The sequence below is a fragment of the Micromonospora sp. ABR4_055 genome (assembly GCF_056160425.1).
Genome location: NZ_JBSWXD010000100.1, coordinates 1 through 23,916 on the forward strand (window position 1 = coordinate 1; position 23,916 = coordinate 23,916).

At 72.7% G+C, this 23,916-nt stretch carries 21 protein-coding genes and 1 pseudogene; 16 read left to right on the forward strand and 6 right to left on the reverse strand.

The window, feature by feature from the left end:
- Positions 1-89 precede the first annotated feature (89 nt).
- Positions 90-353 (forward strand): DUF397 domain-containing protein, encoded by a 264-nt coding sequence (locus ACXAHD_RS21280; protein WP_475052732.1) that lies wholly within the window; start codon positions 90-92, stop codon positions 351-353.
- Between the two features lie 84 nt (positions 354-437).
- A complete protein-coding gene (locus ACXAHD_RS21285) occupies positions 438-1,541 on the forward strand; it encodes a D-alanine--D-alanine ligase family protein (protein ID WP_278167754.1) in 1,104 nt (367 codons plus the stop codon).
- Positions 1,542-1,597: 56 nt separating this feature from the next.
- On the opposite strand, the gene ACXAHD_RS21290 is transcribed toward ACXAHD_RS21285, so the two are convergent.
- Positions 1,598-2,278, reverse strand: a complete 681-nt coding sequence (locus tag ACXAHD_RS21290) for a DUF3515 family protein (RefSeq protein WP_475052713.1) — start codon at positions 2,276-2,278, stop codon at positions 1,598-1,600.
- Positions 2,275-2,508: an Lrp/AsnC ligand binding domain-containing protein gene (locus ACXAHD_RS21295; protein WP_123600471.1), complete on the reverse strand. Its 234-nt coding sequence runs from the start codon at positions 2,506-2,508 to the stop codon at positions 2,275-2,277. The genes ACXAHD_RS21290 and ACXAHD_RS21295 overlap by 4 nt, the downstream gene beginning before the upstream one ends.
- Before the next feature lie 112 nt (positions 2,509-2,620).
- Here ACXAHD_RS21295 and ACXAHD_RS21300 point away from each other — a divergent pair, with 112 nt between their 5' ends.
- Positions 2,621-3,559, forward strand: coding sequence for a thiamine-phosphate kinase (locus ACXAHD_RS21300; RefSeq protein WP_281553863.1), 939 nt, complete (start codon positions 2,621-2,623; stop codon positions 3,557-3,559).
- A gap of 63 nt (positions 3,560-3,622) precedes the next feature.
- The gene (locus ACXAHD_RS21305; protein ID WP_416590289.1) at positions 3,623-4,108 is read left to right on the forward strand and encodes a GNAT family N-acetyltransferase; all 486 of its coding nucleotides are present in this window, start codon (positions 3,623-3,625) and stop codon (positions 4,106-4,108) included.
- Between the two features lie 97 nt (positions 4,109-4,205).
- Here the strand turns inward: ACXAHD_RS21305 and rpmB are convergent, their stop codons facing one another.
- The gene (gene rpmB, locus ACXAHD_RS21310; RefSeq protein ID WP_123600473.1) at positions 4,206-4,400 is read right to left on the reverse strand and encodes a 50S ribosomal protein L28; all 195 of its coding nucleotides are present in this window, start codon (positions 4,398-4,400) and stop codon (positions 4,206-4,208) included.
- Positions 4,401-4,630: 230 nt separating this feature from the next.
- On the opposite strand from rpmB, the gene ACXAHD_RS21315 reads away from it, so the two are divergent.
- Together ACXAHD_RS21315 and recG are read left to right on the forward strand one after the other, a co-directional pair.
- Positions 4,631-6,325: a DAK2 domain-containing protein gene (locus ACXAHD_RS21315; protein WP_475052717.1), complete on the forward strand. Its 1,695-nt coding sequence runs from the start codon at positions 4,631-4,633 to the stop codon at positions 6,323-6,325.
- A 22-nt stretch (positions 6,326-6,347) separates the two neighbouring features.
- A complete protein-coding gene (gene recG / locus ACXAHD_RS21320) occupies positions 6,348-8,561 on the forward strand; it encodes an ATP-dependent DNA helicase RecG (protein ID WP_475052719.1) in 2,214 nt (737 codons plus the stop codon).
- Positions 8,562-8,705: 144 nt separating this feature from the next.
- On the opposite strand, the gene ACXAHD_RS21325 is transcribed toward recG, so the two are convergent.
- The gene (locus ACXAHD_RS21325; RefSeq protein ID WP_289212464.1) at positions 8,706-9,893 is read right to left on the reverse strand and encodes a cell wall anchor protein; all 1,188 of its coding nucleotides are present in this window, start codon (positions 9,891-9,893) and stop codon (positions 8,706-8,708) included.
- Positions 9,894-10,293: 400 nt separating this feature from the next.
- On the opposite strand from ACXAHD_RS21325, the gene rsmD reads away from it, so the two are divergent.
- The 8 genes from rsmD (at position 10,294) to mutM (ending at position 15,709) form a co-directional block, all read left to right on the forward strand.
- The gene (gene rsmD / locus ACXAHD_RS21330; protein WP_281553867.1) at positions 10,294-10,857 is read left to right on the forward strand and encodes a 16S rRNA (guanine(966)-N(2))-methyltransferase RsmD; all 564 of its coding nucleotides are present in this window, start codon (positions 10,294-10,296) and stop codon (positions 10,855-10,857) included.
- Complete coding sequence (gene coaD / locus ACXAHD_RS21335; protein WP_281553868.1) at positions 10,854-11,348, forward strand: pantetheine-phosphate adenylyltransferase; 495 nt, start codon at positions 10,854-10,856, stop codon at positions 11,346-11,348. Before rsmD ends, coaD begins: the two co-directional genes overlap by 4 nt.
- Before the next feature lie 217 nt (positions 11,349-11,565).
- Positions 11,566-12,063: a hypothetical protein gene (locus tag ACXAHD_RS21340; RefSeq protein ID WP_123604406.1), complete on the forward strand. Its 498-nt coding sequence runs from the start codon at positions 11,566-11,568 to the stop codon at positions 12,061-12,063.
- Positions 12,064-12,144: 81 nt separating this feature from the next.
- Positions 12,145-12,708, forward strand: a complete 564-nt coding sequence (locus ACXAHD_RS21345) for a YceD family protein (protein WP_123600479.1) — start codon at positions 12,145-12,147, stop codon at positions 12,706-12,708.
- 5 nt (positions 12,709-12,713) lie between these two features.
- On the forward strand, positions 12,714-12,887 hold the full coding sequence (gene rpmF / locus ACXAHD_RS21350; protein ID WP_123600480.1) for a 50S ribosomal protein L32: 174 nt from the start codon (positions 12,714-12,716) through the stop codon (positions 12,885-12,887).
- 133 nt (positions 12,888-13,020) lie between these two features.
- Positions 13,021-13,983: a phosphate acyltransferase PlsX gene (locus ACXAHD_RS21355; RefSeq protein WP_289213546.1), complete on the forward strand. Its 963-nt coding sequence runs from the start codon at positions 13,021-13,023 to the stop codon at positions 13,981-13,983.
- Positions 13,980-14,813, forward strand: a complete 834-nt coding sequence (gene rnc, locus ACXAHD_RS21360; protein WP_475052724.1) for a ribonuclease III — start codon at positions 13,980-13,982, stop codon at positions 14,811-14,813. Before ACXAHD_RS21355 ends, rnc begins: the two co-directional genes overlap by 4 nt.
- Before the next feature lie 41 nt (positions 14,814-14,854).
- A complete protein-coding gene (mutM, locus tag ACXAHD_RS21365) occupies positions 14,855-15,709 on the forward strand; it encodes a bifunctional DNA-formamidopyrimidine glycosylase/DNA-(apurinic or apyrimidinic site) lyase (RefSeq protein WP_475052727.1) in 855 nt (284 codons plus the stop codon).
- Positions 15,710-15,720: 11 nt separating this feature from the next.
- On the opposite strand, the gene ACXAHD_RS21370 is transcribed toward mutM, so the two are convergent.
- A complete protein-coding gene (locus ACXAHD_RS21370) occupies positions 15,721-17,310 on the reverse strand; it encodes a CAP domain-containing protein (RefSeq protein WP_289212466.1) in 1,590 nt (529 codons plus the stop codon).
- Positions 17,311-17,725: 415 nt separating this feature from the next.
- On the opposite strand from ACXAHD_RS21370, the gene ACXAHD_RS21375 reads away from it, so the two are divergent.
- Both ACXAHD_RS21375 and smc read left to right on the forward strand, forming a co-directional pair.
- Complete coding sequence (locus ACXAHD_RS21375; RefSeq protein ID WP_123600485.1) at positions 17,726-17,920, forward strand: hypothetical protein; 195 nt, start codon at positions 17,726-17,728, stop codon at positions 17,918-17,920.
- A gap of 292 nt (positions 17,921-18,212) precedes the next feature.
- A pseudogene (smc, locus tag ACXAHD_RS21380) lies at positions 18,213-21,788 on the forward strand (chromosome segregation protein SMC); the annotation flags it as partial.
- 58 nt (positions 21,789-21,846) lie between these two features.
- On the opposite strand, the gene ACXAHD_RS21385 reads toward smc, so the two are convergent.
- Complete coding sequence (locus tag ACXAHD_RS21385; protein WP_475052730.1) at positions 21,847-23,676, reverse strand: DUF7800 domain-containing protein; 1,830 nt, start codon at positions 23,674-23,676, stop codon at positions 21,847-21,849.
- Between the last annotated feature and the right edge of the window lie 240 nt (positions 23,677-23,916).

Below are 23,916 nucleotides of genomic sequence, written 5' to 3' on the forward strand. Positions count from 1 at the left end.
GTGATCGGCGACTCCCTCACGCCCGCCGCACCACCCAATACAGAAATGATCAACCAACATTCAGCGGCAACCGCGTCGGTGGATCGAGGCTGAGGGACGGCAGTGTGGCGCTACGGGACAGCAAGGACATGTCCGGTCCGGTGCTGCGGTTCGACCCGGGCACGTGGTCGACCTTCGTTGACGGTGTGAAGGCGCGGCGGGCTCGCCCACGCGTGACCACCGGTAGGCCGCCGGCCAACGAACGCGGGTCCCGGGTCCTCAGCTATTCGGCGGTTACTCCTTGCATCATCAGGAGGATCCCGGGCCGGTCAGGGCCCGGCGGGCGGGTACGCAGAGTAGGGTCAGCCGCGTGAGCGCGAAGACGTGAACCGCGTACCGCCGGGCTCCCCCGACCTCGCCCGGCGGGCGCGTGCAGGCCGCGAACGAAAGGCACCCCTGTGACCAGCCCAGCCAAGACCCGCGTCGCCATCGTCTTCGGCGGCCGCAGCACCGAGCACGCGATCTCCTGCGTCAGCGCCGGCAGCATCCTGGCCGCCCTGGACACCGACGAGTACGAGATCGTCCCGGTCGGCATCACCCGCGCCGGGCGGTGGGTGCTCACCACCGGCGACGGCAGCCAGCTGGCCATCACCGATCGTCAACTGCCGGAGATCACCGACCGGTCCGGCTCAGCCGTGGTGCTGCCCGCCGACCCGACCGGCAACGGGATCATGGTGCTGGACCCGGCGGACGGCCCGGCCGCCGCCCTGGCCGGCGTCGACGTCGTCTTCCCGGCGCTGCACGGCGCGTACGGCGAGGACGGCACCATCCAAGGGCTGCTGGAGATGGCCGGAATCCCGTACGTCGGGGCCGGGGTGTTCGCCTCGGCCGCCGCGATGGACAAGGAGTTCACCAAGAAGCTGGCCACCGTCGAGGGCATCCCGACCGGCCCGTACGCGGTGCTGCGCCCCGGGGTGAGCCTCAGCGACGCCGACAAGGAGCGCCTCGGCCTGCCGGTGTTCGTCAAGCCGTCGCGCGCCGGTTCGTCGTACGGCATCACCAAGGTCTCCGACTGGGCCGACCTGGACGCCGCCGTCGCCACCGCCCGGGAGATCGACCCGAAGGTGCTGATCGAGGCGGCGATCGTCGGCCGTGAGGTCGAGTGCGGGGTGATCGAGGGTGAGGCCGGCGGCGGCCCCGAGGCGTCCCTGCTGGCCGAGGTACGGGTGGTCACCGACCACGAGTTCTACGACTTCGAGGCCAAGTATCTCGACAACTCCTGCGAGTACGACATCCCGGCCGGGTTGTCGGAGCAGGTCACCCGGCAGGTACAGGACTACGCCTGCCGCACCTTCACCGCGCTGGACTGCGCCGGGCTGGCCCGGGTCGACTTCTTCGTCACCGACGACGACCAGATCTACCTCAACGAGATCAACACGATGCCCGGGTTCACCCCGACGTCGATGTTCCCGCGGATGTGGGCGGCCGCCGGCCTGGAGTACCCGAAGCTGGTGGACCGGCTGATCCGTACCGCGCTCAGCCGGGGCACCGGGCTGCGCTGACCGGCCGCCGGGATCCGAGACCGGACCAGAGGAGCGGACCGAGACCGGACCCAGAGTCAGGCGCGGCAGCCGCGCGGGGCGGCGTCCGCGTCGCTGGGCACCGTCTCGATCAGCGGGTCGGCGAACGCGGTCACCCACTGGCCCGGCTCGTCGTAGGAGCCGGGCACGCTCACCCGCACCGGGATCTCCCGGTCGACGGTGGTCCAGACGGTGGCGTCGGCCTGCTCGGCGGCGTGCCAGCAGACCCCGTCAAGCGCGTAGACCAGGTCGGTCGGCGGGAACTGCGCCGCCGGCACCCCGCAGGCGACGGTGATCGGCGGTTCGCCGTACGCCGCGTTCTGCTCGGCACCGTCGGTGACCCGCCGCTGCGGCAGGTCGCGCAGCGTACCCGGCAGTTGGGAGACCATCGCCCGACAGACGATCTCGGCGCGTTCGTCCAACGTCGGGGCGGCGATCTGCACCGGCGTGGTCGGCGCCGGCGCGACACCGGCGGACGCCGACGGGTCCGCGGCGGCCCCCGGGTCGTCGTCGGACCCGGCCGGGGCGAGCCGGCTGAACGCGGCGAGCGCCACGATCAGGGTCAACGGCAACGCCACCACGGTCGCCCAGATAGCCGCCTGCCGGGTCGTCCGGTCCGGCCCACCCGGAGCCGGGCTGTCCGGAGACCGTTCGTCCGAAGCCGGGTCGCCGGCAGCCGGCGACCCGGCGGCAGAGACGTCCACCTGCTCAGTCGTCACAGTCGTACCACCGAACACGTCAGGGTCCGGGTGATGCCCGGCACCATCTGGACCCGGCTGACTATCATCGTCCCGAGTTCGTCCACGGTGTGCGCCTCGGTGAGCACGACCACGTCGTACGGCCCGGTCACCGCGTCCACCCGGACCACGCCGGAGATGTCCGCGATCGCGTCGGCGACGTCGCGTGCCTTTCCGACTTCGGTCTGGATGAGGATGTATGCCTGGACCACGACCCGACTCCTATCCGCCGCCCGGGAGCGGCTCGAACGTGAAACTACCGTACGGAGCAGGCCGGATTCATGACGGTGCCCGAGTGGAGACGACAATGATCGAGGTGGACCGGTGAATGTGGCACAGGCCGGTGAATTCGGGCTCATCTCCCGGGTCACCGCGCGGCTGCACCCGGGGGCCGCCACCCTGCTCGGCCCCGGCGACGACGCGGCCGTGGTGGCCGCCTCGGACGGCCGGGTGGTCGCCTCCACCGACGTGCTCGTCGAGGGCCGGCACTTTCGGCGGGACTGGTCCAGCGCCGTCGACGTCGGGCACCGCGCCGCCGCCGCGAACCTCGCCGACATCGTGGCGATGGGGGCGGTGCCGACCGCGTTGCTGGTGGCGCTCTGCGCCCCGCCGGAGACCGACGCCGGCTGGGCCGAGGACCTGGCGGTCGGCCTGTCCGACGAGGCGGCCAAGGTCGGCGCGAGCGTGGTCGGCGGCGACATGTCGGCCAGCCCGACCCTGACCATCGCGGTGACCGCCCTCGGCGACCTGCACGGCGCCACCCCGGTGCTGCGCAGCGGCGCGCACGCCGGTGACGTGCTGGCCATCGCGGGCCGGCTCGGCTACGCCGCCGCCGGCTACACGGTGCTGTCCCGCGGCTTCCGGTCACCGAAGCTGCTCGTGGAGGCGTACCGACGCCCCGAGGTGCCGTACGCCGCCGGCCCGGCCGCCGCGAACGTCGGCGCCAGCGCCATGATCGACATCTCGGACGGGCTGATCGCCGACCTGGGTCACGTCGCCACCGCCAGCCGGGTCGGTATCGACCTGCGCCGGGCCGCCTTCGAGGTGCCGCCGCAGATGCGCGACACCGCCAACGCGCTCGGCGTCGACCCGTACCAGTGGATCTTCGGCGGTGGTGACGACCACGCCCTGGCCGCGACGTTCCCCGAGGATCTGCCGCTGCCCAAGGGCTGGCGGCGGGTCGGGCACGTGGTCAAGGGCGCCGGGGTCACCGTCGACGGCCAGCCCTACCAGGGCGTCGCCGGCTGGGAACACTTCCAGTGAGGCCGCGCCGGTCACCGCTGAGCCACCGCCGGTGACCGCACTACGCTTTACCGCGTGACTGATCTGCTTCAGGCCGGCGTCGAGATCCGCCGGGTCCGCTACACCGACGCGGTGGCGCAACGCCTGGTGGCCGCCGCCATGGCCGATCTGGGTGCCCGCTACGGCGGCACCGGCGACGACACCCCGGTCGACCCGGCCCACTTCGACCCGCCCGGCGGTGCCTTCCTGATCGCCCACCTGGACGGGGCGCCGGCCGGCTGCGCCGGTTGGCGCAGCCACGGCACCTCCGGCGAGGACGCCGAGTTGAAGCGGATGTACGTCGCCGACGCCGCCCGCGGTCGCGGGGTGGCCCGCGCGCTGCTGGCCGCCGTCGAACGCTCCGCCGCCGGCCAGGGCCGCCGCCGGGTCATCCTGGAGTGCGGCGACAAGCAGCCCGAGGCGATCGCGCTCTACAGCAGCAGCGGGTACGCCCGGATCCCGAACTTCGGCTACTACCGGGACTCACCGGGCTGCCTGTCCTTCGGCCGGGTGCTCACCGCCGACTGGTGACGGGCGCTCACCGCCCGACTGGTGACCGTACACAGTCAGCCGCCGGACCCGACCGGGTCCGGCGGCTGCTGAAACGTCGAGGTCGTGGGCGGCGCGGTCAGGCGCCCCGGACCACCTTGCCGGCCTTGAGGCAGGAGGTGCAGGCGTTCACCTTGCGGGTGTTGCCGCCACCGGCCGGGGTGCGAACGGTCTGGATGTTCGGGTTCCAACGGCGGTTGGTCTTCTTCTTCGACCACGGCACGTTGTGACCGAAGCCCGGCCCTTTGCCACAGACGTCGCACACGCTAGCCACGGGATACTCCTGGGGATTTGTCGTTCATCAGGTCGCCGGTCGCCGGGACACACCACGCCCAGACAACCTGGCCAGGCTACCCGATCGACCACCCGGGCGGCCAATCGCCCTGCCCCGACCGGCCCGTTGCCGCCGGCCCGGCCGCCTGCGTCGTCTCCGCGCGCCGGCCGCCTGGCCGCACCCGGTCGTCTTCACGGCGGCTGTCGGCGTGCGCCAGTAGGCTCATCGCCGTGCTGGACACCCTTGACGCCGCCGCCGTGCGCCGGTGGTGTTCGGGTGCGCTGGCCGCGCTGCGCCGCCACCAGGGCGAGATCGACGCGCTCAACGTCTACCCGGTGCCGGACGGCGACACCGGCACCAACCTGGTCCTCACCCTCACCTCGGCCCAGCATGCCCTGGCCCTCGACCTGGACAACTCCTCCGAGGGGGAGCAGACCTCGCACGGGCGGGTGCTGCGGCTGATGGCCCGGGGCGCGCTGCTCGGCGCCCGGGGCAACTCCGGGGTGATCGTCTCGCAGATCCTGCGCGCGCTGGCCGACGCGCTCACCGACACCGCCGTGGTGCGCGGCCGGGCCCTCGCGTCGGCGTTGACCGCCGCCACCGACGCGGCGTACGCGGCGGTCGCCCGCCCGGTCGAGGGGACGGTGCTGACCGTGGTCGCCGCCGCCGCGCGGGCCGCCGACCGGACCGGCTCCGACGACCTCCCTACCGTGGTACGGGCCGCCGCCTCGGCCGCCCGCGACGCCCTCGCCGCGACCCCCGGCCAACTGCCGGTGCTGGCCCGCGCCGGGGTGGTCGACGCCGGCGGCCGCGGCCTGTGCCTGCTGCTCGACGCGCTGGCCGCCGTGGTCGGCACCCCGCTCACCGACAGCACCGACAACCCTGACAGCACCGACAACCCCGTCGGCCGCGCCACCGACCCCGGCGGCGCCGGGCCCGCCGCCGACCCCCACAGTGGGGCCGGCTCCGAGGGGTACGCCTACGAGGTGCAGTTCCTGCTCGAAGCGCCGGCCGGGGCGGTCGACCGGATGCGGGCCGTACTCGCCGAGATCGGCGACTCGCTGGTCGTCGTCGGTTCCGACGCAGGGGGCGATGACGACGGGGGCTCCGACGCCGGGGACGGCGACGGGGACGATGACGGCGGGCACGGTCCGGTGTGGAACGTGCACGTGCACGTCGACGACATCGGCGCCGCCATCGAGGCCGGCATCGCCGCCGGTCGCCCGTACCAGATCTCGGTCACCCGGTTCGCCGACCAGCCGGCGCCGCCGCTCGCCGGCCGGGCCGCCGTGGTGGTCGCCGCCGGCACCGGCCTCGCCGCCCTGTTCACCGGCGAGGGCGCAGGCGTGGTCGGCGGCTCCCCGTCCACCGCCGAGCTGCTCGACGCCATCCGCCGCACCGGCGCCGCCGAAGTGGTGGTGCTGCCCAACGACCCGGACACCCAGGCCGTCGCCGGCCTCGCCGCCCGGGAGGCCGAGGCCGGCGGCGTCACCGTCGCCGTCGTGCCGACCCGGTCACCGGTGCAGGCCCTCGCCGCCCTCGCCGTCCGCGACCCGCGACGCCGCTTCGACGACGACGTGATCGCGATGGCCGAGGCGGCCGGGGCCTGCCGGTACGCCGAGGTCTGCCACGCCGCCCGGGAAGCGCTCACCGTCGCCGGCCGCTGCCGCCCCGGTGACGTGCTCGCCCTGGTCGAGGGGGAGGTGCTGCTGATCGGCACCGACCTGGCCGGCACCTGCCGCAACCTGCTGGACCAGCTGCTCGGCGGCGGCGGTGAACTGGTCACCCTCATCATCGGCGAGCAGGCACCGGACGGCCTGGGCGAGGCGGTGGCGGCGCACGTCGCCCGCTGCTGGCCGTTCGTCGAGGTGCACACCTTCGTCGGCGGGCAGCCGCACTACCCGCTGCTGGTAGGAATCGAATGACGCAGCCGTTGTTGGGGGCCGGATGACGCAGCCGTGCACGATGGACAGTCCGCTGAAGGTCAACCTGGGCGCGAAGACCGCCAAGGCGATGGCCGACCACCTCGACCTGCACACCGTCGGGGACCTGCTCTACCACTTCCCGCGCCGCTACGACCAGCGCGGCGAACACACCGACATCCGTTCGCTGGAGGTGGGGGAGCAGGTCACCGTCCTGGGCCAGGTGCGGCGGACCACCGTACGGCCGATGCGCCAACGGCGCGGCAAGCTGCTCGAAGCCGTCGTCGAGGACGGCACCGGCGGCACCCTCACGTTGACCTTCTTCGGCAACCAGGCGTGGCGGGAACGGGACCTGAAACCGGGCCGCTGGGGGCTGTTCGCCGGCAAGGTGACCGAGTTCCGGGGCGTACGCCAGCTCAACGGCCCCGAGTACGTGCTGCTCGGTGACGGTGCCGCCGACGGCGAGGTGGCCGCCGAGGACCCGGTGGAGGAGTTCGCCGGTGCGCTGATCCCGGTCTACCCGGCCGCCGCCGCCGTACCGACCTGGGTGATCGCCCGCTGCGTACGGACCGTGCTGGACGTGCTCACCCCGCCTGAGGATCCGATGCCGGCGGCGGTACGGGCCAGCCGCAACCTGCTCGGCCTGCATCCGGCGCTGCGGCAGATCCACCGCCCGGCCGACGAACCCGAGCTGTTCCAGGCCCGGCGGCGGCTCAAGTGGGACGAGGCGTTCGCCGTACAGCTGACGTTGGTGCAGCGCAAGCTGCGCGCCGCCGACTGGCCCGCACGGCCCCGGCCCCGCGCGGACGCCGGCCTGCTGGCCGCGTTCGACGCCCGCCTGCCGTACGAGCTGACCGACGGTCAGCGGCGCATCGGCGAGGAGGTCGCCGCCGACCTGTCCACCGCGCATCCGATGCACCGGCTGCTGCAGGGCGAGGTCGGGTCCGGCAAGACGGTGTGCGCGCTGCGGGCGATGCTGCAGGTCGTCGACGCCGGCGGGCAGGCGGCGCTGCTCGCCCCGACCGAGGTGCTGGCCGCCCAGCACCACCGGGGCATCCAGGAGCTGCTCGGCCCGCTGGGGCGGGCCGGTGAGCTGGACGGCGACCCGGCCGGCACCCGGGTGACGCTGGTCACCGGGTCGCTGGGTGCGGCGGCCCGCCGGGCCGCCCTCGACGAGGTCCGCGACGGCCGGGCCGGCATCGTGATCGGCACCCACGCCCTGCTGTACGAGGGCGTCGACTTCGCCGACCTGGGTCTGGTCGTCGTCGACGAGCAGCACCGGTTCGGGGTGGAGCAGCGCGACGCGTTGCGGGCCAAGGCCGAGCAGCCGCCGCACGTGCTGGTGATGACCGCCACCCCGATCCCGCGGACGGTCGCCATGACCGTGTACGGCGATCTGGAGGTGTCCGCGCTCACCCAGCTGCCCGGCGGCCGGTCGCCGATCACCTCGCACGTGGTGCCGGCGGCGGAGAAGCCGGCCTTCCTGGAGCGGGCCTGGCGGCGGGTACGCGAGGAGGTGGCCGCCGGCCATCAGGTGTATGTGGTCTGCCCGCGCATCGGTGACGCGACCGGAACCGGCGTCGATGAGGAGCCCTCCGGTGACGGCGACGATCCCGGGGCGCGGCGGCCGCCGCTGGCGGTGACCGAGGTGGCGCCGCTGCTCGCCGACGGGCCGCTGCACGGGCTGCGGATCGAGGTGCTGCACGGCCGGCTACCGGCCGACGCCAAGGACGCGGTGATGCGTGCCTTCGCCGCCGGTGACGTCGACGTGCTGGTCGCCACGACGGTGGTCGAGGTGGGGGTGAACGTGCCGAACGCCACCGTGATGATCGTGCTGGACGCCGACCGGTTCGGGGTGTCGCAGCTGCACCAGCTGCGTGGCCGGGTCGGTCGGGGCTCGGCGGCCGGGCTGTGCCTGCTGGTCACCGACGCCGCCGACGGTACGCCGGCCCGCGAGCGGCTGGACGCGGTCGCGTCGACCACCGACGGGTTCCGGCTGGCCGAGCTGGATCTGGAGCAGCGCCGCGAAGGTGACGTGCTGGGCGCGACCCAGTCGGGTCGCCGGTCCCACCTGCGGCTGTTGTCGCTGCTGCGCGACGCCGACCTGATCGGGCAGGCCCGGGCCGAGGCGATCGACCTGCTCGGCGACGATCCGGAGCTGACCCGGCATCCGACGCTGGCGGCATCCGTCGGCACTTTGGTCGACGCCGAACGCGCCGAGTACCTGGAGAAGGGCTGAATCCACGGCCAGGGCTGCGGCGGACCGGGGAACGGCTGCGGCCGGACAGGCGGAAGGGCGCCGACCGGGGGGATGGTCGACGCCCTTCCTCGGGGTGGTGCGGGGGGATGACTTGTCAGTCAGTCACGACCCAGGGTGGCTGACTCAGGCAGTGAAGGTGACCCGCCGACGACGCGCCAGGTAAAACAGCACGCCACCGATGGCCAGCAGCGCGACGGCGCCAGCGGCGAGTCCGCCGGCGGCGGCACCGGTGACCGGCAGGGAACCGCCGCCCTCGCCACCGGTGTCACAGTCCTCCGGCAGCTCCCAGGCGATCGTCTCGTCGAGCGCTGCCTCGCTGCTGAGCACGTGGACCTGGAAGCCTTTGGCGGCGTCGAACTCGACGACCTCGGTGACGCCCGGCTCGACGGTTACCACGATGGCGTCGCCCTCGCTCGGGGTCAGGGTCACGGTGAAGGTTGCGCCGTCCTCCGGATTGGCGAAACCGACGACCAGCTGGTCGCAGGTGGACTCGTAGCCGCCCTCGGGCTCGCCCGGCTCGACGCAGTTCTCCGGCTCAACCCACTTGTAGGGCTCGCTGACCGGCTCTTCGCCGTGGGTCACGGTGACCGGGCCGGCATCGCCAGGAACCTGAATGTCGTCCTTTCTCCGGCCCGGCTCAACGGTGTAGGTCTCGGAGAAATCCCCGGCCGTGACAGTCAGCTCGGCCGACTCGGTTGCGTTCTCGCCGTTGCTTACCGTAACCCAGACGGTACCCGTACAGTCGGACAGGAAGCTGGCCGCCGGAATCACGACCGGGTCCTGGACATCTGGGGTCGGCGTGACATCGGGCGACGGGGTCGGCGACGGCGACTCCTCCGGAGACGGGGTCGGCGACGGCGACTCGGGGATGTCAACGGTGCAGTCGCCGCCGAGTTCGATCTTCCCCTTGCGGAACTTCTGCTCGGCATACCCGTCGTTCCACGCGCCCTTGACCGCCAGCGTGGCCTTGGTGGTGGTGCCCGGCACCCGCTGGGTACCGATGATGGCCGAGTTGACGCTGTACGGGTAGCCGTCCCGAATTCGGGTTCGGGCGATGCCGTCCAGCGTGGTGTCGGCCGGGGTGTGGTACACCGCGCTCAGCCGGAACTTGGTCGCCCTGAAATGCCACTCGCTGCGGACACTCCAGGTGATCTCCCATTCCCCGGTGGCGGTGTCACAGACGGCACTGCCGGTCGGCGCGGTGTAGTGCGCGCTGGCGGGGGTGGCGAGGGCCACCGCGCCGACCATGCCGATCGTCGCGCCGGCGGCGATGGCCACAGCGCGCCGAAGCGGAGACTTCAGACGGTTCACAGGTACTCCCGAGTGAGGGGGTTCAGGTGCCCGGCGCGGGCGTGCGCAACCGGACTGGTGAGGTGCAGTCCATGGTTCGGCGCGACAACGTCCCCGCGTCGTGCGTTGTGCCGGCGTATCCCGCGGCACAGCGCCAGACCTTAGCTGTTCCTGAACTGATGCGGTGACCCACAGGTCTGGCTAAGGATGATGTTGTCGATCCGAGACAATTGATATACGCAACGTGTTTGCTCTCCGCGTACCGGGTGGCCTTTCTTGCCCTCACCTTTCTGCGGCAACAAGGGATGTGCTCGGTCACCTGAGAAGGGACTCGGTCGTCCGGGTCGGCATTCGACCGGTTTGGCTGATCGCGTAGCGTGCCGGGGATGAGCGCACCGGCCGCCGTTGGGGTCCGCCGCCGATGACCCGGATCATCTCCGGCCGGCTCGGCGGCCGGCGGATCGCCACGCCGCCCGGCGCGAACACCCGGCCCACCTCCGACCGGGTCCGCGAGGCACTGTTCAGCACCCTCGGCACGATGACCGACCTGGCCGGGGCGCGGTTCGCCGACCTCTACGCCGGCAGCGGCGCGGTGGGTCTGGAGGCGCTGTCCCGGGGCGCCGAACACGTCCTGCTGGTCGAATCCGACGCGCGGGCAGCCCGTACCGTCCGGGCGAACATCGCCGCGCTGGGAGCCGGCACCGGTGCCCGACTGATCACTGCCAAGGTCGCGACCGCGCTGGCCACGCCGCCGGACGGCGGCGGCTACGACGTGGTCTTCGCCGACCCGCCGTACGCGGTGACCGACGCCGAACTCCGGACCGTCCTGGGCAGCCTCGTCGCCGGCGGCTGGCTCGCCCCGCACGCCGTCGTGGTAGTCGAGCGGTCAGCCCGGGGACCGGCGTTGACCTGGGTGGAAGGCGTCACTGCCGAACGCGGGCGGCGTTACGGCGAGACCATGCTTTGGTACGGTCGGCGATCATGAGACGAGCGGTGTGCCCCGGCTCTTTCGACCCGGTCACCAACGGACATCTCGACATCATCGGCCGGGCCAGCCGGCTGTTCGACGAGGTCATCGTGGGTGTCCTGATCAACCAGTCCAAGGCTGGCCTGTTCACCATCGACGAGCGGATATCGATGCTCCGCGAAGTGACCGGAACGTACCGCAACGTTCGGGTCGCGTCGTTCCGTGGCCTGCTGGTGGACTTCTGCCGTGCCCAGGAGGCGGCCGTCGTGGTCAAGGGCCTGCGGGCGGTCAGCGACTTCGACTACGAACTGCAGATGGCGCAGATGAACATCGGCCTGGCCGGGGTGGAGACGCTGTTCATGCCGACCAACCCGCTCTACTCGTTCCTCTCCTCCAGCCTGGTCAAGGAGGTCGCCAAGTGGGGCGGTGACGTCTCGGCGCACCTGCCCGAGGCGGTCCACGACCGGCTGCTCGCCCGGGTCACCGCGCCACCGACCCAGCAGGTGTGAATTGGGCCGGCCCGGCAGCTCCGGGCGGGCCGACCGAGCCGCGATGAACCGCCCGGCGCGTCGCGACGCGCCGGACCCGGGGTGGGATGGACCACATGTCGTCCGGGGTCGCATCATGATGGAGCGCCGACCGGTCCGGCAGTTGGGATGATGACGTTCTGGCCCGGCCTTGCCATCATGGTGGGTCGACCCTCCGACAACAGGGAGTGAGATGCCGGTGGATCCATTCGACCGCATCGACGAGATCATCGCGATGGTGGAGACCGCGCGGGCCGTGCCGATGTCCCGGAACAACTGCATGATCGACCGGGCCGAGATGATCGGTGTCCTGGACCAGTTCCGGGCCGAGCTCCCCGCCGACCTGCGCCGGGCGGCGGCGCTGCTGGAGGAACGCGACAAGATCATGGACGCCGGCAAGCGCGAGGCGGACCGGATCATCAGCGAGGGCGAGGCCGAGCACGCCCGGCTGGTGTCGGTGAACGAGATCACCGTCTCCGCCGAGCACGAGGGCGCGCGCATAGTAGCCGAGGCCCGCGCCGAGGCGCAGCGGCTGCGCGCCGAGGTCGACGACTACGTCGACACCGCGCTGGCCAACTTCGAGCAGTTCCTCACCCGGGCGCTGGCCTCAATAGAGCGTGGTCGGGACAAGATGCACGCGCTGCGGGAGATCGGTACCTTCTCAGGTGAAGAGAACGAACGCCCGCTGCCCTTCTGACTGACCGGTGCCCCGGTTCGACGCCGCCGCCGCTGCTCGGGTAACCTGTTTTGTCGGCCTCTACCAGGCCGGAGTCCAACTATGCGCAATCACTCGTCGAAGACACTCAACCCCAGGTCGCCGCTGGTTCTCGATACCCGGGAACTGCCGCGTCGCCCTGGCGCGTTGCGTACGGTGAGCCGGGTGGTGCCCGCGCCGGCGGACCTCGGGCTGGAGCTGAACGGCGTACCGGAAGGTGCCGACCTGAGCCTCGATCTGCGGCTCGAGTCGGTCTCCGAAGGGGTACTCGTCTCCGGGACGGTCTCCGGACCGGTCTCCGGCGAGTGCGGGCGTTGCCTGCGCCCGATCAGCGAGTCGCTGACCGTACCGATCCAGGAGCTGTACGCGTACGAGAACAGCACCACGGACGAGACGACCGACATCGACGAGGTGGGCCGGTTGCAGGGCGATCTGATCGACCTGGAGCCGGCACTGCGGGACGCGGTGGTGCTTGCACTGCCGACCACCCCGCTGTGCCGCAGCGACTGCCCTGGGCTGTGCCCCGACTGCGGGGTGCACTGGGACGAGCTGCCGGACGACCACAACCACCAACAGGTCGACCCGAGGTGGGCCGGCCTGTCGCAACTGACCCGCCAAGAGGAGTAAGAGCCGTGGCCGTTCCCAAGCGCCGGATGTCCCGCAGCAACACCCGTTCCCGCCGGTCCCAGTGGAAGACCACGCCGGTGGTGACCGTCGAGTGCCCGCAGTGCAAGTCCGCGAAGCTGCCGCACACGGCGTGCACCGTCTGCGGCACCTACAACGGCCGCCAGGTCATCGAGGTCTGATCCTGTCGTCGTGACGCCGCCGGTCTCCGACCGGGCGGCGCGGACCTCCCGGCGAACGCCGGGTGCCTCGTCTCAGGAGCGGGCCGGTCGGCCGGAACCGGCCGGCGCTGACTCCGGGACCGGCACCTCGCGGATCGCCGTCGACCTCCTCGGCGGGGATGGGGCACCCGCCGTCGTGGTTGACGGCGCTCTGCGCGCCTGCCGCGCCGATCCCGATCTCCAGCTCCTGCTCGTCGGCCCGCCGGACGCGGCGGACGACGTTCGCGCCGCGCTGCCCGACGACCAGCGCCGGCGGATCACCGTACGCCCGACAGGCGCGGCTGGCGGGTCGGCGGCCGGTACCGCCGCAGAGCCCGGCACCGGCCGGGCCGACGAATCGATCTGGGCCGGCATGGCCGCCGTCGCCGACGGCACGGCCGACGCGTTCATCTCCGCCGGGTCAAGCGGCGCGATCGTCACCGCCGCCGCTCTCGGCCTCGGCCGGTGGCCGACCGTACGCCGGCCCGCCCTGGTCGTCACCCTCCCGGCGGTCTCCGGCCCGGTGGTGCTGCTCGACGTCGGCGCGACGGTCGAGGCGCGCCCGGCGACCCTGACCCAGCACGCCCTGTTCGGGGCCGCCTACCGTGCCGTGCGGCTCGGCCTGGACCGGCCCCGGGTCGGACTGCTCTCGATCGGTGCCGAGCCGGGCAAGGGCGACCGGGTCCGGCGTACTGCCGACACCCTGCTGCGGAGCCTCACTCTGCCCGCCGACGGCCGGTACGTCGGGCTGGTCGAGGGACAGGACGTCACACTCGGCGATGGCGTCGACGTGGTGGTCACCGACGGTTTCACCGGAAATGTGCTACTCAAAGGCATCGAAGGCGCGTACGCGATGGCCGGCGGCCCAGAGCCGGGCCGGATCGCGCCCCGGGCGGCAGCCCTGCTCGGCGTCAACGGGACGGTGGTCGTCTGCCACGGCGCCGCCAGCGGCGCCGACATCGCCGCCGGTATCACCCTCGCCGCCGGACTGCACCGTGGCCGGGTGACCTCGACTGTCGCCCGGATGCTCGATGACATCACCCGGCTGATCGCAGAACAGGACGAGGTATCGCCATGAGTAACAACCAGTTCCGTCGTCCGCCGGTTGCCCACCTGGAGGCCGCGTTCGGTGTGGCGTTCGAACCGGACCTGCTGGAACGGGCGTTGACCCACCGGTCGTACGCGTACGAGAACGGCGGTCTGCCCACCAACGAGCGGTTGGAGTTCCTCGGCGACTCGGTGCTCGGTGTGGTGATCACCTCGGCGTTGTTCCACAGCCACCCCGACCTGCCGGAAGGGCAACTGGCCAAGCTGCGGGCCAGCGTGGTCAACATGCGGGCGCTCGCCGAGGTGGCGCGTGCCCTCGGCCCCCAGGGGCTCGGCCCGTACCTACTGCTCGGCAAGGGGGAGGAGAGCACCGGCGGGCGGGACAAGGCGAGCATCCTGGCCGACACCCTGGAGGCGCTGCTCGGCGCGATATACCTGCAGTACGGGCTGGACACCGCGTCGATCGTGATCCGCCGGCTGTTCGACCCGTTGATGGCGGACTCCGCGAGCCGGGGTGCCGGGCTGGACTGGAAGACCAGCCTGCAGGAGCTGACCGCGACGCTTGGACTGGGCGTGCCCGAGTACCGCATCGACGACGCCGGTCCGGACCACGCCAAGACCTTCACCGCCTGGGTGGTGGTCGCCGGGCAGCGCTACGGCGGGGCCGAAGGCCGCAGCAAGAAGGAAGCCGAGCAGCGGGCCGCCGAAGCCGCGTGGCGTACCCTCTCCGCCCAGATGGCGGACTCCACTGCGGTCGCCGGCACCGCTGCGGCTGTCAACGAGCCCGGTCCGGCTGTCGACGAGCCCGGTCCGGCCGTCGAGGAGAACAACGCTGATGATGATCCGCCTGCCCAGGTCTGAGCAGGCAAACACCACCGGCACCGGTCACGGAAAGGCCTGTCATGCCTGAGCTGCCCGAGGTCGAGACGGTCCGGCAAGGACTGGCCGGCTGGGTGATCGGCCGGCGGCTGGACTCCGTGCAGGTGCACCACCCCCGGGCGATCCGCCGGCACCTGCCCGGCCCGGTGCACTTCGCCGCCGTACTCTCCGGCCGGCAGATTCGTGACGTCCGCCGCCGTGGCAAGTACCTGTGGCTGCCGCTGGACAGCGGCGACGCGATCGTCGGCCATCTCGGCATGTCCGGTCAGCTGCTGCTGCAGCCGGCCCACGCCCCGGACGAGACGCATCTGCGGGTCCGCTTCCGGTTCGCCGAGGGCGACCCGGAGCTGCGCTTCGTCGACCAGCGGACGTTCGGCGGGCTCGCCGTGTCACCCGGCGGCGCCGAGTTACCGGCCGAGATCGCGCACATCGCCCGGGATCCGCTCGACCCGGACTTCTCCGACGCCGCGTTCGTCGCGGCGGTACGCCGACGTCGCACCGAGATCAAGCGGGCCCTGCTGGACCAGTCGCTGATCTCCGGGATCGGCAACATCTACGCCGACGAGGCGCTGTGGCGGGCCGGCCTGCACGGCACCCGGCCGACCGACCGGCTGCCGGCCGCGACGGTCACCAGGCTGCTCGCACACGTACGGGACGTGCTGCGGGCGGCGGTCACCGAGGGTGGCACCAGTTTCGACGCGCTCTACGTCAACGTCAACGGCCAGAGCGGCTACTTCGACCGGTCACTCAACGTGTACGGGCGGGAGGATCAGCCCTGCACCCGGTGCGGGGTGCTGATCCGCCGGGAGTCGTTCATGAACCGGTCGTCGTTCAGCTGCCCCCGCTGCCAACCTAGGCCGCGGGCCGTCCGCCGCTGACCGACGTCAGCTCAGCGCTCCGACCCGAACATCTGCGTCCAGTAGAGGGTCCCGTTCGACGAGGTGGCCGTGCCGACCCCCATGGCGACCGCGTCGCAGTTGAGGATGTTGGCCCGGTGGCCCGGGCTGTTCATCCAGCCCTCCATGACCGCCTCGGCGGTGGGGTAACCGGCCGCCACGTTCTCGCCGATCGCCTGCTCGTAGCCGGCCCGCCTGGCACGTTCCCACGGGTCGCTGCCGTCGCTGCCGTCGTGCGACATCTCGTTGTTGGCTGCCTGGTCCTCGCTGTGCAGCCGGGCAGCCTCGGCCAGCTGGTTGTTGATCGTCACCGCGCCGCACCCGTTGTCGTCGCGCGCCGCGTTGACCAGCACCAGGACCTGCTGCTGCCGGCTGGTGTCCCCGGTGGCGGTCTGCTGCGGCGCGGCGCTGGTCTTCGCCGGCGCGGCGGTGGTGCGCTGCGGCCGGGAGCTCTCCGGGGCGGCGGTGCTGCGGCGTGGGCTCGGGGCAGCCGAGGTCGGCGGTGGCGGTGCCGGGCTCGCAGCCGGGGTCGGGGCGGCGCCGAGCTCGGCGTCGAGCACCTCCGGCTCGCCGATCTGCGGATCCTCCGTACCAGCGGACTGTTCGGTGAGTGGGTCGGTGACCGAATCTACATCCGTTGCCACGACGGTGTCGTCGGTGCCTTCGGTTGAGTCGTCGCCGAACCCGGCGCGCAGCATCGCGCCGCCGCCACCGATCGCCACCAGCAGCACGACGACCAGCGTGGCCAGGGTGACCGGCCCGACGGCGAGTCGGCGCCGTCGGCCGTCGGCAACCTCCGGGTCGGAGTCGTCGCGCGCGTCAGACCGCCGCCGACGGGCCACGCGGGTCAGCGACCCGGTGTCGGTCGGGTCCTCACGCGGCCCCCGGTCGTCGTCGGTCCAGCGATCGTCGCCGCTGGCCCAGCCGTCGTCACCACCGGGCCAGCCGTTGGCGTCGCCGGGCCCGTCGGACAGGTCCCGCAGCACGCTGTACCGGTGCGTCTCGGTCTCGTCGTGCCAGGCGTCGCTGCCGGTCCTGTCGTACCCGTGCGGAGCGTCGGCGTACCCCGGCCCGTCGGCGTACCCCGGCCCGTTTGGGCGGGCGATGAGGTGGGTGTCGTACCCCTCATCGGCGGGGCGGCCGTACGGCTGCGGGTGGTACCCGGCCTCGTGGGGGAGCTGCTGGGTCGGGTCGACGGGGTAGCCGCCGTGGGGTACGCCGTCGTACCCCGGGTGCCCGTCGTACCCCGGGTGCCCGTCGTACCCCGGGTGCCGGTCGTATGACTCCTGTCCATGGCGGTCCGCTCCGTACGCCGGGTAACCGCCGTCGCCGTAACTGACGCCGTCGTAGCCGCCATCGCCGGGTGACCGGCCGGCGGTCGGGTAGCCGTCGGTCGCCGCCGGGCCGGGGTAGCCGTCGGCCGATGAGGGGTCGGGCCGCCAGCCGGCGTCGAGGTGGTCGCGCCAGGAACTCTGCCCGAACCGGTCGGTGTCCCAGCCGGCGTCACCGGGTGCGGTGTGGTCAGCGGGCGGCGTCGGATCGCCGGGGATGGATCCATCGGCCCGGTCGTTGCGCCGGTACAAGGTCGTTGCCTCCGCAGGTGGGTGGTCGGCCAGCGAGCCGCGTCAGGTGGGACCGGGGGCGCTGTGCCGGGTGCGACGCTAAGGCGTCCGGCGGCGCCCGGCAACGCTGCTAAGACAAACCGGCGATCCAGCTAAGGAAGAGATAAGGCGGACAGCTGTCCGGCTGAGGTTCTGCCGGTGACACTGTGATCTGTGCCGCTAAACCGCCGCTGTTCGCACCTTTTGGGCGATAGATTCGATGGAGGAGGTGGGGTCCTCGTCTGGTGGAACTTGACGAAGCGGCGACTTCGGCGGACCATGGGGGTGTCGCCAGTCGCGCCCAGTCGCGCCCCCGCATGCCCGGGGGTTGACCGACACGAGGGTTCACGGGCGCGCGTTGGCCGGCCTTTCCGGCAGCGCATTACAAGGAGACGAAATGGCGAAGGCCCTCTACGGCCACGTTGGTGCAGCACCCGACCGGCGCCTGCTCGACGAGGTCACCCGATTGCGTGCCACGGTACAGGCACTGGAGTTCGAGATCACCCGGCTGCGGGCGGAGAACGACCGGCTCGCCGCAGCGGTCGCCGAGAGCGACGACCTGCTGCGGATCCCCGAGCCTGCGCTCACCTGATCTCCACGGGCGCCGGTGCAGGCCGGCGCCCGCCGCCAGTGACCGTACGTACCGCTGATCGCACGCACCCCGCGCGCCGACACTCAAGTGCCGGCGCGCAGCTTTTTGTCCGGGCCCGTCTGTGGCCCCGTTCACGTCCCATCCGTCGGCGGCCGCTGTGGCCCCGTCCGGGCCCCGGTGACGGCGCCCCAGCCGCGTCGGATCCGGTGACCGTCCGACCGACGGGTTAGCCTGTGCGGTACTGACCAGCACTGACGGCCGCACGGCGACCCGTCGGACGAGGAATCGGACCGTGCATCTCAAGAGTCTGACGGTGAAAGGCTTCAAGTCCTTCGCCTCCGCCACCACCCTGAAGCTGGAGCCCGGGATCACCTGCGTGGTCGGCCCGAACGGCTCCGGCAAGTCCAACGTCGTCGACGCCATCGCCTGGGTCCTCGGCGAGCAGGGCGCGAAGGCGCTGCGGGGCGGCAAGATGGAGGACGTCATCTTCGCCGGCACCGCCGGCCGGGCCCCGCTGGGCCGGGCCGAGGTCACGTTGACCATCGACAACACCGACGGTGCGTTGCCGATCGAGTACACCGAGGTGTCGATCACCCGCCGGATGTTCCGCTCCGGCGAGAGCGAGTACGAGATCAACGGCAACCACTGCCGGCTGCTCGACATCCAGGAACTGCTCTCCGACTCCGGCATCGGCCGGGAGATGCACGTCATCGTCGGCCAGGGCCAGCTCGACGCCGTACTGCACGCCAAGCCGGAGGACCGGCGGGCCTTCATCGAAGAGGCCGCAGGTGTGCTGAAGCACCGCAAGCGCAAGGAAAAGGCGCTGCGCAAGCTGACCGCGATGCAGACCAACCTGGACCGGCTGACCGACCTGACCGGCGAACTGCGCCGCCAGCTCAAACCGCTGGGCCGGCAGGCCGAGGTGGCCCGCCGGGCCGCCGGCATCCAGGCCGATCTGCGCGACGCCCGGCTGCGGCTGCTCGCCGACGACCTGACCACCCTGCGGACCACCCTCGACAAGGAGATCGCCGACGAGACGGCACTGCGGCAGCGCCGTACCGAGGTGGAGTCCGAACACGCCGAGGTGCAGTCCCGGCTGGCCGAGCTGGAGTCGGCGCTGGCCGAGGACGCGCCGCTGCTCGCCGCCGCCCAGGACACCTGGTACAAGCTCGCCGCCCTGCAGGAACGCTTCCGGTCGACCGAGCAGCTGGCCGGTGAACGGCTGCGGCACCTGTCCGGCGTGCCCGACGACGAACGACCCGGGCGTGACCCGGACCAGCTCACCGACGAGGCGCACCGGGTCCGCGAGCAGGAGGAGGAGCTGCGGGCCGCACTGACCGAGGACCAGATCCGCCTCGCCGAGGCGGTGGAGGGCCGCCAGCAGCTGGAGGCGCAGCTGGCCCAGGCCGAGCGGGCGCTGGTCGCGGCCGCCAAGGCGATCGCCGACCGGCGGGAAGGGCTGGCCCGGCTGACCGGCCAGGTCAACTCGGCACGCGCCCGCACCTCCAGCGCCGCCGACGAGATCTCCCGGCTCACCGCCGCGCACGCCGACGCGCAGGCCCGCGCCGACCGGGCCCAGCAGGAGCTTGATGCGGCCGCCGAACTCTCCACCGAGGCCGACCGGGACAACGCCGACCTGGACGCCCGGCACGCCGAGGCGGTCACCGCGCATGACGCCGCCGCCGCGCAGGTACGGCAGCTGTCCGACGCCGAGCGCCGGGCCGAGAAGGAGGCCGCCACCTGGCAGGCGCGGGAGGACGCGCTGGCGATGGGGCTGCGCCGGGGCGACGGCGCCGGGGCGCTGCTGGCCCGGGCCGACCAGGTTCCCGGGCTACTGGGCAGCCTGGCCGGCCTGCTCACCGTCGCGCCTGGACACGAGGCGGCGCTGGCCGCCGCGCTGGGTGGTCTCGCCGACGCGGTGGCGGTCACCGGCATCGACGAGGCGGCCGAGGCGATGCGGCTGCTCAAGATCCAGGATTCCGGCCGGGCCAGCCTGCTGGTCGCCGGACCCGCCGGGCCGGGAATGATCGGCTCGCCGGACACCCTGCGGCCGGTCATGCCACCCGGGGCGACCTGGGCGCCGGACGCGGTCAGCTGCCCCGATGAGCTCCGCCCGGCGCTGCACCGGGCGCTGCGGGACGTGATCCTGGTCGGCGACCTCGCGGCGGCCACCGCAGCCGTCGCCGACCATCCGCAGCTGCGGGCGGTCACCCCGGACGGCGACATCGTCGGCGCCTACGCTGCCGCCGGCGGGTCCGCCAAGGCCCCCAGCTTCATCGAGGTGCAGGCGGCGGTCGAGGAGGCCCGCAGTAACCGGCTCACCGCCGAAGCCACCGTCGCCGAACTGCGCGGGCAGCTCGACACCGCTCGGGAGGCGGCGGCCGGCCTCAAGGAGCAGGTCGCGCAGGCCGCCGCCGAGCGTCGACAGGCGGAGGGGCAGCGTAACGCCGCCGCCCGCCGGCTCGCCGAGCTCGGCGCTGCGGCCAGGTCGGCACGGGCCGAGGCGGAGCGGCTCGGGGCCTCCCGGGACAAGGCCGCCGAGTCCCGGGACCGAGACCTGGCCACGCTGGAGGAGCTGGAGGAGCGGCTCCGGCTGGCCGAGGCGACCCCGATCGACGAGGAGCCGTCGACCGCCGAACGGGACGAACTCGCCGCGATGCTGCCCGGTGCCCGGCAGAACGAGATGGAGGTCCGACTCGCCGTCCGTACCGCAGAGGAGCGGGTGTCGTCGATCGCCGGCCGGGCGGACTCACTGTTGCGGCAGGCGGCGGCCGAGCGGGCCGCGCGGGAACGCGCCGCCGCCCGCCGGGCCGCCCGGGCCCGGGGCGCGCAGATCGCCCGCGCGGTCACCGCCGGCGCTCGCTTCGCGCTGACCCAGCTGGCCGACTCGATGGTCGACGCGGCCGCCGCCCGGGACGAGATCGCCAGCGCCCGCGCCGCGCGGGAGGCCGAGCTGCAGGAGGTACGCGGCGCGGCAAAGCGGCTCGGGGCCGAGCTGGAGCGGCTGACCAGCGCCGTGCACCGCGACGAGGTGGCCCGCGCCGAGCAGCGGCTGCGTATCGAGCAGCTGGAGGCGAAGGCGGCCGAGGACTTCTCGCTGGACGTGGAGACCCTGCTCGTCGAGTACGGCCCGCACCAGCCGGTGCCGCCCACCCAGGCCCAGCTGGCGGCGGCCGCCGCCGACGGCAAACCGGAGCCCACCCCGGTGCCGTTCGACCGGGCCACCCAGGAGAAGCGGTCGGCGAAGGCCGAACGGGAGCTGGCCCTGCTCGGCAAGGTCAACCCGCTGGCGTTGGAGGAGTTCGCCGCGCTGGAGGAGCGGTACAAGTTCCTCTCCGACCAGTTGGAGGACCTGAAGGCGACCCGCAAGGACCTGCTCACCGTCGTCGCGGACGTGGACGACCGGATCCTCGAGGTCTTCTCCAGCGCATACGCCGACACGGCCCGCGAGTTCGAGCAGGTGTTCACCGTGCTGTTCCCGGGTGGCGAGGGGCGGCTGGTGCTCACCGACCCGGACGACCTGCTGACCACCGGGGTGGAGGTGGAGGCCCGGCCACCAGGCAAGAAGATCAAGCGGCTGTCGCTGCTGTCCGGCGGGGAGCGGTCGCTGACCGCCGTCGCCATGCTGGTGGCCATCTTCCGGGCCCGGCCCAGCCCGTTCTACATCATGGACGAGGTGGAGGCGGCGCTGGACGACGTCAACCTCGGCCGGTTGATCACCCTGATGGCCCAGCTGCGGGACCGCAGCCAGCTGATCATCATCACCCACCAGAAGCGGACCATGGAGGTCGCCGACGCGTTGTACGGGGTCACCATGCGCAACGGCGTCACCCAGGTGATCAGCCAACGGCTCAAGTCGGCTGACGAGTCAGCGGCGCTGACCGGGCCGGAGTCGCCGGAGCCGAGCGCGTCGGAGCCGAGCGCGCCTACTGCGCAAGCCCCGCAGCCTGCTGAGGAGGCTGCGGCGTCGGCTGCGCCGCCGCCGAATCGGTGAGCCGGCGGCGGGCCACCTCACGCAACGCGCCGTCGGTTGTCGTGCCCTCCAGCGTCACCTCGGCCGTCGCGCCGTCGTGCAGCAGCGTGCTGACCGCGTTGCCGAAGTACGGGCCGTCCAGCTTGCGCCAGCGCACCGATGGCCTTGGCAGTCCGGCGGTGCGGGCCAGCGCCCGCAGCGCCGCCGTCGGCCCCCGCCACCAGCCCAACCGCATCAACGGCCGCATCAGCGCCGGCACCTGGTTGTGGATCGGTGAGCAGGTGAGCTGGTGCACCGGGGTGCGAACCCGCCCAGGCAGCACGGCCCGCGCCACGTACGAGTGGTGCACGTCGCCGGAGAGCATGCTGATCGAGGCCGGTGGCGGATGGCCCGGCCCGGTGCCGATCCGGTCCGGTTGCGTCCTGTCGGCGGCAGACGGCCCCGCGCCGATCCGGGCGAACAGTTGCCCGAGGTCGTCGAAGGAGCGCCGGAACGCGGCCCAGTGCTCCAGGTCCAGGGCCTGGCGCAGCCACTCCGACGCAGCCGCGACCCACCGCCGGGGCGACTCGGCCAGCCGTTCGTTCCACGACTCGAGGTGGTGGATGCCGGGCGGCATCAGCCAGGGCAGCGACGCGCCGACCACCAGATGGTCGTAGCGGCCGTGGGCCCGGTCGGTGAACCAGGCCCACTCACCGGCCGGCAACATGCTGCGTGCCCCCGGCCGCAGTACCCGGCTGCACCGGTTGTCCAGCACGATCACCCGGGTCCGGCCGACGTCCAGCGAGAAGCTCCACTGGTACTGCACCTGCGACCAGCGCTGCGGGTCGTGCGCGACGTCCGCCTCGGCGTCCACCCGGGCGCCGAATTCGCGCAGCACATCGGTGGCGTCGTCGGCGGCGGTGACCGCCCGGAACACCGGGTCGGCGGCGACCTCGTCCGGGGCCAGGTTGCCCAGGTGCTGGTAGACCCAGTAGGAGGCGAGTCCGCTGCTGATCCGCTCCGGCCACCAGGGCTCGCCGCGCATCCGTGCCCGCCAGGCGGCCGAGGTGTTCCAGTCGTCGATCACCTCGTGGTCGTCGAAGATCATCACGCTCGGGACGGTCGACAGCAACCAGCGGATCTCCGGGTCCCGCCACGACTCCAGGTACAGCCGGGTGTACTCGGGGAAGCTGACCACCTGATCGGCTGGGGCACCGGGCGGTAGCCCGCGATGTCGGCGCCGCCGCCGCAGGAACCGTCGGATCACCGGCGACGTCTCGTCGGCGTACACCTGATCGCCGAGCAGGAGCAGCAGGTCGGGCCAGTCGTCGCCGGCCGGGTCCAGGCCGGCCAGCCGCCGGGCGTACGCGTCGAGCGCGTCCGGCGGCAACCGTCGGGCGGTGGAGTGCTGGGTGGTCTCCCGGCAGGATCCGAAGATCAGCCGCACCGGCTGGGCGTCGTCGTCGGCCCGCCGGGTCCGGATCACACTGCCCGGGTACGGCGAGTCCGCCTCCGGCCAGACCCGCCGGTCGTCGAGGAAGACCTCGTAGCGGTGGCTGGAGCCGGGGGCCAGCCCGTTGACCACCACGAGCGCGTAGTGGTGCCCGAACGCGCTGAAGGTGCGGGCCGAGCCGCCCGCCGTGCCCGTCGTCGCGACCCGTACCGTGGCCGGGGCGTCGGTCTCCACCCAGACGGTGGCCTGCCCGCCGACCACCCGCCGCAGCAACGGCCCGATCAGTAGCCGGGGGCCGGCCGCCGGTCGGAGCTGCGGGTCCGGTCCACCGGCGGTTGTGCCGTCGGTCACCGGTGGTCCCTGCCGAACTGGTGTGCAGACATGGTCGACCTTTCGCGAGGGACGCGGGACGGCCTCTTTTCTACCCCGCATGCAGGCCCGTCACCCAGTTCCCTGACCGGTACCTGGGGTGTGGGGGGGGGGAGGGAAGGAAAAGGGGGGAGAGGGGGGGGGGGGGGAGGGGGGGGGGGGGGGGGGGGGGGGGGGGGGGGGGGGGGTGGGCGGTGGGGGGGGGGGGGGGGGGTGGGTGGG

Excerpts from the sequence above, each read along its gene's own strand:
- ACXAHD_RS21375 (WP_123600485.1), top strand. The coding sequence starts at position 17,726 with ATGGCGAAGGCCCTCTACGGCCACGTTGGTGCAGCACCCGACCGGCGC.
- mutM (WP_475052727.1), top strand. The coding sequence starts at position 14,855 with ATGCCTGAGCTGCCCGAGGTCGAGACGGTCCGGCAAGGACTGGCCGGC.
- ACXAHD_RS21345 (WP_123600479.1), top strand. The coding sequence starts at position 12,145 with ATGCGCAATCACTCGTCGAAGACACTCAACCCCAGGTCGCCGCTGGTT.
- rsmD (WP_281553867.1), top strand. The coding sequence starts at position 10,294 with ATGACCCGGATCATCTCCGGCCGGCTCGGCGGCCGGCGGATCGCCACG.
- rnc (WP_475052724.1), top strand. The coding sequence starts at position 13,980 with ATGAGTAACAACCAGTTCCGTCGTCCGCCGGTTGCCCACCTGGAGGCC.
- coaD (WP_281553868.1), top strand. The coding sequence starts at position 10,854 with ATGAGACGAGCGGTGTGCCCCGGCTCTTTCGACCCGGTCACCAACGGA.
- recG (WP_475052719.1), top strand. The coding sequence starts at position 6,348 with ATGACGCAGCCGTGCACGATGGACAGTCCGCTGAAGGTCAACCTGGGC.